This window comes from Herbivorax alkaliphila (genome assembly GCF_030848475.1).
In the GTDB taxonomy this organism is placed as follows: domain Bacteria; phylum Bacillota; class Clostridia; order Acetivibrionales; family Acetivibrionaceae; genus Herbivorax.
The window spans coordinates 20,536-29,872 of record NZ_JAVDDS010000045.1; the positions used below are offsets into that span (position 1 = coordinate 20,536).

Consider the following 9,337-nt stretch of genomic DNA (forward strand, 5'->3'; position numbering starts at 1 on the left):
GGTAACTATATGGGTAGTGTGTTGATTACAGGTGGAACAGGTTTTATTGGAAGTCATATTGTTGAAGCTTTTTGTCAAAAGGGAATTAAAGCTGGATGCCTTGTTAGAAAAAACAGTAATTTTAATAATATTAAACATTTACCTGTAAAATTAGAATATGGTGATATAGAAGATGTTGAAAGCCTTATTGATATTTTTAAAAATTATAACTTTATAATACATGTGGCAGCTCTAGCAGGAGACTGGGGATGTTATGAGAAGTTTTATAATATAAATGTAGAGGGAACTTTAAATGTGTTAAAGGCATGTAAAGAAAATAATATAGAAGATATTATTATAACTTCTTCTATTTCAGTATACGGAGAAGAAAATAGTGAGAAGATTAAAGATGAAAATTCACCACACAAATCTCACTACCCCTACTTTTTAGATGACATTTTTCCCTGTGGCATGAATTATTATAGGAACTCAAAGGCGTTAGCAAAGGAAAAAGCCATTGCTTTTTCCAAAGAAAATAATCAAAATCTAACAATAATAGAACCAGTTTGGGTGTATGGAGAAAGGGAGTTTAACACAGGGTTTTATGAGTACCTAAAGACAGCGTCAGCAGGAGTACCTTTATTTCCAGGCTCTAAAAAAAATAAGTTTCACGTTATATATGCTAAAGACCTTGCAAGAGCTTATTTACTTGCATATGAAAAGAAGCTTAAAGGAATAAATTCTTTTATAATAGGAAACAGGAAAGTCCAATTAATGGATGAGATATATAAAGTATTTTGTGATAAGGCCAAGATAAAAAAGCCTAGGACGCTTCCAAAAAGCGTGGTATATCCTTTAGGGTTTTTAATGGAATTGTTCTACGCACTATTTCGTATAAAAAGTGCTCCACTTTTAACAAGGGGGAGGGTGAATATGCTTTATGACAGTATTGAGTATTCCACAAAAAAAGCAGAAGAGATACTGGGTTTTGTAAATGAATATAACCTAGAAGAAGGGATTGAAAAGACAGTTAAATGGTATAAGAACAATGGATATATTTGAGAATTGAAGCTATTTTATAAAAGAGGTGGAGATGTTATGATTAAAGTTAAAAATATTCGGGGGTTTAGAAAAAGTACCTTTATACAGTGGGTTAAGGTGAGGGTCTTTATATACTTTTTGCCGGAACTTATTAAGGGTAAGATGGGCTTTAAAAGATTTATAGAGTTTTTAAAAAGGCTTTTATATTTTCTTTCAAAGGTAGAGCATAATAAGTTTGTGAAGATAGGCAAAAATACAAGGCTTGATTTATACATACCAAGTTTTCCACTAAAAGCTTTTTTTGCTTCTTGTGAAAAAGTTAAAGAGTTTAAAGAAAAACTTCCCTGTACTGTGGCATTGATATCTGTTACATCTGCTTGTAAATTCAATTGTAAGTATTGTTATCAGAAAAATGACATAGGAAAAGATGTAGATATAAATAAACTTGTTGAGGTTGTGAAAAAACTTCAAAATATGGGTGTGGCTTTTTTCAATATTGAAGGAGGAGATCCCTTTTTAAAGTATGAAAGACTAAAAAAGGTGTGCCAAGCAATTGATAAGCGTTCTGAAATTTGGGTTAATTCTACAGGGTACGGTATTACATTAGAGAGGCTCAAAGAGCTTAAAAAATACAATGTAACTGCAATTATGTTTTCCCTTCACACCCCTTACAGTGAAAAATTAAATGATTTTATGGGAGATGAAAGTGCATGGGAGACAATGGTTCATGCAATTGAACTTTGTCATAAAGCAGATATAGCTGTAGCATTTAATTCCTGCATTTCAAAAGAAGGTTTTTACAATGGAGATTTTGAAAAGATTATGGAAAAAGCAAAGGAATTTGGTGGCTCAATTATACAAATTATAAAGCCAAAGCCTTCAGGAGGAGCACTAAAAGAAGGTGTAAAACGGTTTAGTGAAGAAGATATACTATATGTGAAAAATATTGTTAACAAATATAATTTAGATAAAAAATATAGAGAATATCCTTCAATTTCAGCTCAAGTAATTGAGGAAGATAAAACTCAGTTTGGATGTACAGCAGGTGGAACAGACAGGATTTATATTAATGCCAAAGGTGATGTTCAGCCATGTGAATTTTTAAATATGTCTTTTGGAAACATAGAAGATGAGCCGTTTGAGAAAACTTATAAAAAAATGAGGGATTGTTTTTTAGAACCAGGTGAATGCTGGCTATGTGAAAAATATTCAAAAGAAATATTAAAACTTTATGAGAAACACAATTTAAAATCCCTGCCTCTACCTCCAGAAATATCGCAAGAAATTTATAAAAATTGGGACAGAGGCTCCAAAACTAAATTTTACAAAAACCTTGGGGGTAAGGCTTGAATAATTTACTTATTAACTCCGGATTTTCTTAACATCCATAATAAGACATTCTTGAAAGGAAACAATTTATCGGGTATAATTGATGAGCAGATTAGAGAAAAAAAAGGTGAGGTTATAGGGTTGGAATATTTATTGAGTTTAGTACAGATATTGATATTTCTTGGGATTATATATTTTCTATGCAAAGATACGTATAGAGTTTTTAAAGGGTATTTGATACATATTGAGAGAAAAATTTTAATTGCTCATATAGTAAAACTTTTAATTTTTTTAGCAGTAACGTACTTATTAGGCGATAGGATACCTTATGAAAAAATTGTTTTCTTTTTTATTCTAATATTGATAGCATCCTTTCTGGTAGTTCTCTCAATTAGACAGGTTGAAATAGAAAAGAGCAAAAAAAATGGAGAAAAAATACGAACTTTTAAATACAACAAGAAGTTTATGAAATATTTCTTATATCTTCTTGTCAGTATTTCTAATTTTAATGAACTAAAAAAGAGAAGAAAATTCATGAAAATAGCAACAAAAGAAATTTTTTATATAGTTGTATTTCCAGCACAAAAGTATATAGCTGTTAGCTTAACTGCTTTAGAATTAACACCACGAAAAGAAAAATTTATTTCGGACAAGCAATTAATTGAAATTAAGGATAGAATCCAGCCAGGTGACATTCTTTTGAAGCGTAATGACTGGCAGGCAACTAATTTTAGTATGCCAGGATTTTGGACTCATACAGGTATCTATATAGGTACTTTAGAATTAATGGATAAGTATTTTGAGGATGTTGATGATTTAGAAGGTAAAAAGTTTTCTCAAGTGCTAAAAGAATGTAATTATAAAATATACAAAAAACTATCTGATAATGACAAACTAACTGTAATAGAGTCAATTGCAGAGGGCGTGAGCATAAAAGAGCTTTCAAACATTGCAAAGGTAGATTATTTTGCGGCATTAAGACCAAATGTATCAAAAGAAGTAAAGATGAAAGCTATATTAAAAGCTGGGGAATTTGTAGGTAAACCATATGATTATCACTTTAATTCTAAGTCACGAGAGGCTTTTATATGTACAGAACTAGTTAGAAAATCATATGCAAATAACTTAAACTTTATGTACAGTAATAAATTTGGTAAAAAAATTATTTTTCCTAATAATGTTGCTTTGAAATATTCAAAAGAAAGGAAGAAAGGCAATAGGGAATTAGATTTTGTGTTATTTTACGATTTGAATATAAAATCTAAAAAAGCTTTTGAAAATACAGAAGCAGAATTTTCAAAAAGCTATAAAAGAAGCTTAGCCTATTACAGAAGACGGGATTTATTAAGATACTTAAGGACAATTCTGGACTAGTGACCCCATAGTATCTGTTAATGTTTTGTAACTATTTAATCTAGTGTTATATTCTATAATAAAAGTGAAGATGGTAATAAATAAAGTAATGGAGGGATATAACATGAAAAAAATATTGATTTTGATGGCTGTAATTGGAATGGTCTTTACCAGTTGTGGCATTGATGGTGATGTTGGTGAAAAGATGAAAAGTCCTGATTACCCAGAAAGTAATTCTGAAAACTTAGGCAATGTTGAAAATGGAGAAAGATCAGACAAGGTATATGACGATTTTTTAAATCTTATCAGCAGTGAAAAGAAACCGTTTGAACTTATAGACTTCATGGACAAGGAAATTAGCAATGTTACTAGTGAGAAGGCAGACAATATGATACTTGCACTTGAAGAAGTGCTAAATATTTATGAGAGCTATTACCAGGGAGAGATTTTTGCATCTGATTTTATAAAAGAAATTGGAAGTGAATTTGAAAGCAATGAGGATATAGTTGATAAAGCTAAAGGTACTGAGTTTGAATCTTTAGTTGAAGAAATTGTTAATGGGGGATATAAGTTTGAAAGCAGAGAGGGTACTGTTTATCCTATAGTAGACTATTCATTTTTGAAAAAATATGATAGTTTTATATCTGATAAAGTAGCAGACTATATAAATATCAAATCAAACCAATCAGATAATCCTGTAGCAATGGATGCAGCGTTGGTAATATCTTGGGATGAACTTGGAGAAAGGCTACTAGAGATTGAAAGTTATATGGACAAATACAATGACTTTGTACGAATTAAACAATTAGAGGGTATTTATTATAATTATATGACTATATACCTTGCAGGGCTTGATAATACACCAGCATATGATTATGAGACAGATGAGTATAAGGATGAAGTGCTTGAAACCATTATTGGTATACCTGAAATGTTTGAATTTGAAGGTACAAAAACAGCTGATATTGTAAAAGATTATTTGGATATTATTAAAGAAGACAATTATGTGTTTAATCAAAAAGCGAAAGAATTTATAGATGATTTAAGGCAAAAATCATACGACAACAAGATAAATTATGTATACACGAAAGGTATTTTCGCTAAATTATTGCCAGAAAAGTCTGGATATGAATGGAGGTATAGTGGTTTTGCAGAGTATGGTCACTATATGGAAATAGATGAAATAGTTAGAGATAACGGTGTAATAAAATATTTAATTACAGGTGAAGTTTTAGACATGTCAGATGGAGAAGCTGGATATGATTCTGACCATTATAATATTGACCTTGTGTATACAATTGAGAATGGTGCACTTATTCAAACAAAAAGTGAAAATATGATGATGGATTCTGATTTTGATGAGCTAGAACTTATAAGAGCTCCATTAACAAAAGGGAATAAATGGGGTCAAGGAGTTGTGGATGAATCTGGCGAATATAGGTATCTTAATTGTGAGATTACAGATATAAATGAAGTAGAAGGTTCTAAAGTATATACTGTAGAATATAGGGAAGATAGTGGATATTATGAAATAAGAATGATTGAAGAGGGAATAGGTGTAGTATCTTTTACAAAATTGTGGCAAACAGATGATGGGGATTTTGAAATAGGGTATAGCTTAAATAAAGAATATTCAGGATATTAAGAGGGATTACAATGGCGATTAAAGTTTTAGTTTTAGAAGATGATGAATCTATAAGAAGTATGCTTGTGGTGAATTTTAAAAAATATGATTTTTTATTGTATGAATGTGCAACTGGAGAGCAAGCTCTTTCGGTTGCACAAGCACATTCAGATATTGATATAGCTGTTTTAGATATAATGCTTCCTGGGATAGACGGTATTGAGGTGTGCAAAACTCTAAGAGATAAGTACCCTTTTATTGGCATAATAATGCTTACTGCAAAGGCTCAGGAGAGGGACAAGGTTTATGCATTAGAAAGTGGAGCTGATGACTATGTTACAAAGCCTTTTGGTATTTCAGAGTTTATGGCTCGTGTTAATTCACTTTTAAGAAGAGTTAAAATCAATACAGAAATTGATATAAAAAAAATAAGGCAGGGAAGCTTTGAAATTGATGATTTCGCAAGGAAGTTTTACAAAAAAGGAGAAGAAATAGAGCTTACACCAACTGAGTTTTCGATTATTAAGTTGTTTATGGAAAATCCCCAAAAAGCAATTGACAGAGATGAGATTTTGACTAAAGTTTGGGGTGAATACTATTTTGGAGAACTAAAAATAGTAGACGTGAATGTAAGAAGGCTAAGAAAAAAGATAGAAGATGACCCTTCAAACCCTAAATACATTGAAACTGTCTGGGGTGTTGGATATAGGTGGAAAGAGGAGGAGACTTCTTGAGAAATAGCATTGGAAGAAGAATATCATTGAGTATTTTTATTGTTATATTTATAACACTTCTAATATTTGAAGCTGTTTTTATTATAGGTGTAAGACAATTTTATTATGGAGGGGCATCAGGAATTCTTTCTGATAAAGCTGTTTCAAGTGCAAGCTTTTATAATATGTACCTAAGGTATGATGACATTTATAGTAAAGGAACTACAATATTAAACAATTATGAAGAGGAAGGCCGTGCAGAGCTTCAGATTGTAGACATAGATGGAAACATTATAATGTCTTCAACAGGTTTTCTACACAGTGAAAAAATAGATGTTAGCGATATGAACCACTTAGAAGTTGGTGAATTCCATTCATGGAGAGGACGAATGGATATAATTGATGAAGAGGTATTAACAGTATCAACTCCTTTGATTGAGGGAAATACCATTGTTGGTTATTTAAGATTTGTAAGTTCTATAGAAGAAATCACAAGCACTGTGAAGGATCTTATTCTAAAGGCTATATTTTTAGGTATTTTTATGTTGGGACTGTCATTGGCATTAGCAGCTTTATTGTCTAGGAGTATTGTTAAACCTATAAGGCACTTGACCTATGTTTCAAGAAATATTGCAGATGGAAACTTTGATATAGTTGCAGATAAAAAATATGATGATGAAATAGGTAATTTGTCAGATACAATTAATTTTATGTCAAATGAAATTAAAAAGAGTAATAGTTTAAAAAATGATTTTATTTCTTCAATTTCTCATGAAATACGCACACCTCTAACGTCTATAAGGGGATGGTCTGAAACTTTAAGTGAAGATCAAATAAATGAGGAAGATACAAAACAAGGTATTGATATAATTCAAAAAGAGTCAAAGAGACTGACAAAACTTGTTGAAGAACTTTTGGATTTTTCAAGGTTTGAGTCAGGACGTATAAATATGAATTTTGAAAAAGTGGATTTAAATTTATTAATAAAAGATGTTTTAAAACAGTATAAAATAAAATTTGAAAATAAAAAGTTAGAAATACAATGCAGTTTAGATGAAAGAATAACTTTTGTAAATGGGGATTTAGATCGATTAAAACAGGTTTTTATAAACATTATTGACAATGCATATAAATTTACTAATGAGGGTGGAAAGATTTCAGTAGTTACAGAGCATGTGCAAAAAGGTGCAGTAGTAATTATTGAGGACACTGGAATAGGTATACCTCCTAGCGAGTTACCTCATATTACTGAAAAATTTTATAAGGGAAGCAACAAACTCTCTGGAAGTGGTCTAGGGCTTGCTATAAGCAAGGAAATTATCACTCTTCATAAAGGAACTTTTCACATTGACAGCCAGGAAGGAAAAGGAACAAAAATAAGGGTCACACTTAAATAATAAGTAAATTATTCAAGCCTGACCCCACATTATAAGGTTTTCTTAGGATTCTTTTTTGACATCTACTTGCTCATACAACCAATCTTCAAAATATTCATTGATTATTTCAAATGGAGCAGGTCCCATATCCAATATAAATCTATGAAATTCTTTCAAATCAAAGTTTTCATCCAATGTATCTTCAGCTTTATCCCTCATCTCAGCCATTTCAAGATAACCAATTCCATAAGGGAGCGAAAATCCTGGACTAGTAATCACTCTATTCCATGTGTGTACTGAAGCTGCCGATGAAGGAATTTGACCGGCAGATGTATTGTCAATGTACTGCTTTACTTGTTCTATAGTCCATCCTTGATAATGAACACCTATATCGATACGTGCAAAAAGTAAACGGTTAATTATACTGGTATGCTTGGTTTTAATTTTGACCCATTCTGGCAAATCAATATAGTTTAATGCCTGAAATTCAGTACTAACAGCCCAACCTTCAGTATAGCCAGGAAAACCTAACACATGTCGTATGTCTGGCAAATCAAGCTGTAGAGCATAGTTAAATTGATAAAGGTGCCCAGGGTAAGCCTCGTGGGCTAAATCTATATACATATTTAAATCCTGAAGCATATCTCGGCGTGTTAGCACAGTGTTTTTTGTACTTACATCAATTGTGGGCTGAATATAATATCCACCAACACGACCTTCTAGAATGTGGGGCAGTGAAGTTATGTACAATTCAGGTTCTAGAATAGATGGGTAGTCATCATACATAGAATCTTTTATCATATTAATGGTTTCTTTTGGTGAGTCAGTGAGGGAGTATGAAACACTTTTACTTTCCTCTATCACACTTATTTCTGACAAAGAGTCAATTAGTTTGTTGTCAATGGCTGTAATTATTTCATCAATTGATTTGGATGAACCACTATTGATTCTTGCTATTTGCTCATAATACTCTTTTCCATTCTCAAAATAGTACAGACCTTTTTCATTCTCTGTTTTTCTCATTAAATCATTAAACGCTGACTTTAAATTATCATAAGCAGGGATTACTTTATTTAACACTATTTCTCTATTTTTCTCAATATACTCATTTGCTTTATCAGAATCAACATTCTCAAGACCTTTTCTTTCATTAAAAGAAGTAATTAAGTAATGGTTATCTTTATCTGCAATAAAATTACGGGATTGAGTAATGACATCACGTATTTGAATTGATGGCATAAGTAGACCATCTTCTGCTTTTTGCTGGTGGAGCTCTATTAAATCATCTATAAGTCTTGGTAAATCCTTTAGGAGGTTCAAATAGTCTTCAAATTCCTTCTCGATCTCTGTGCGGTAAGTGCCTAATAGTAATGGTGCTTGAGCTTGTATGCCAAAAATCGGAGATGCTGTTTCAGAAAATTTTTGTAGTTCTAAATCAGCATAACTCGAGTAGTGGTATTTAATTATATCGTATTGAAGCTGATTATCTTTAGACAAATTTTCATAGTTTATTTTATCTAGTTTATTTAAGTAGGATTTATAACGCTTATTATTTTCTTCTATATTTAAAATATCTGGTAAACTCATTTCTACATCTTCTAATCCATAATTCTCTGGGTGTAATAGATATAGATTAATCATAGAAGGGTTAGCTTTAAGTTCTTCTAGAAAAGTATCCTCCATGAATTTCTCAAGTAAAAGATTATCATCTGTCTCACTACATCCAAAAGTTGTAATAGCTAATGTAAATATTAGTATTAATAAAATCGTTTTCTTAATAGGTTGCATTACAATTTGTCCCCCTTTTTAAATTATATTTACGTGCTTACAATAAAGGTGTATTATTTTGGTAGATCATTAATGAAATAATACTACTAATTAGCTATAATGTCAATAATCAATGAAAAAGATTACCTATTATT

The 9,337-nt window shown here is 31.1% G+C and carries 7 protein-coding genes; 6 read left to right on the plus strand and 1 reads right to left on the minus strand.

Going from position 1 to position 9,337, the window contains the following annotated elements:
- Positions 1-9 precede the first annotated feature (9 nt).
- The 6 genes from RBH29_RS13950 to RBH29_RS13975 all read left to right on the plus strand — a co-directional run bounded on the left by RBH29_RS13950 (position 10) and on the right by RBH29_RS13975 (position 7,436).
- Complete coding sequence (locus tag RBH29_RS13950; protein ID WP_306697543.1) at positions 10-1,041, plus strand: NAD-dependent epimerase/dehydratase family protein; 1,032 nt, start codon at positions 10-12, stop codon at positions 1,039-1,041.
- 36 nt (positions 1,042-1,077) lie between these two features.
- Positions 1,078-2,370: a radical SAM protein gene (locus RBH29_RS13955; protein ID WP_306697544.1), complete on the plus strand. Its 1,293-nt coding sequence runs from the start codon at positions 1,078-1,080 to the stop codon at positions 2,368-2,370.
- Between the two features lie 51 nt (positions 2,371-2,421).
- A complete protein-coding gene (locus RBH29_RS13960; protein WP_306697545.1) occupies positions 2,422-3,723 on the plus strand; it encodes a YiiX/YebB-like N1pC/P60 family cysteine hydrolase in 1,302 nt (433 codons plus the stop codon).
- A 103-nt stretch (positions 3,724-3,826) separates the two neighbouring features.
- Complete coding sequence (locus RBH29_RS13965) at positions 3,827-5,347, plus strand: hypothetical protein (RefSeq protein ID WP_306697546.1); 1,521 nt, start codon at positions 3,827-3,829, stop codon at positions 5,345-5,347.
- 11 nt (positions 5,348-5,358) lie between these two features.
- Entirely contained in the window at positions 5,359-6,060 is a 702-nt protein-coding gene (locus RBH29_RS13970; RefSeq protein ID WP_306697547.1) for a response regulator transcription factor, read from the plus strand.
- Entirely contained in the window at positions 6,057-7,436 is a 1,380-nt protein-coding gene (locus RBH29_RS13975; protein WP_306697548.1) for a sensor histidine kinase, read from the plus strand. The genes RBH29_RS13970 and RBH29_RS13975 overlap by 4 nt, the downstream gene beginning before the upstream one ends.
- A gap of 42 nt (positions 7,437-7,478) precedes the next feature.
- On the opposite strand, the gene RBH29_RS13980 is transcribed toward RBH29_RS13975, so the two are convergent.
- Positions 7,479-9,203: a DUF885 domain-containing protein gene (locus RBH29_RS13980; RefSeq protein ID WP_306697549.1), complete on the minus strand. Its 1,725-nt coding sequence runs from the start codon at positions 9,201-9,203 to the stop codon at positions 7,479-7,481.
- Between the last annotated feature and the right edge of the window lie 134 nt (positions 9,204-9,337).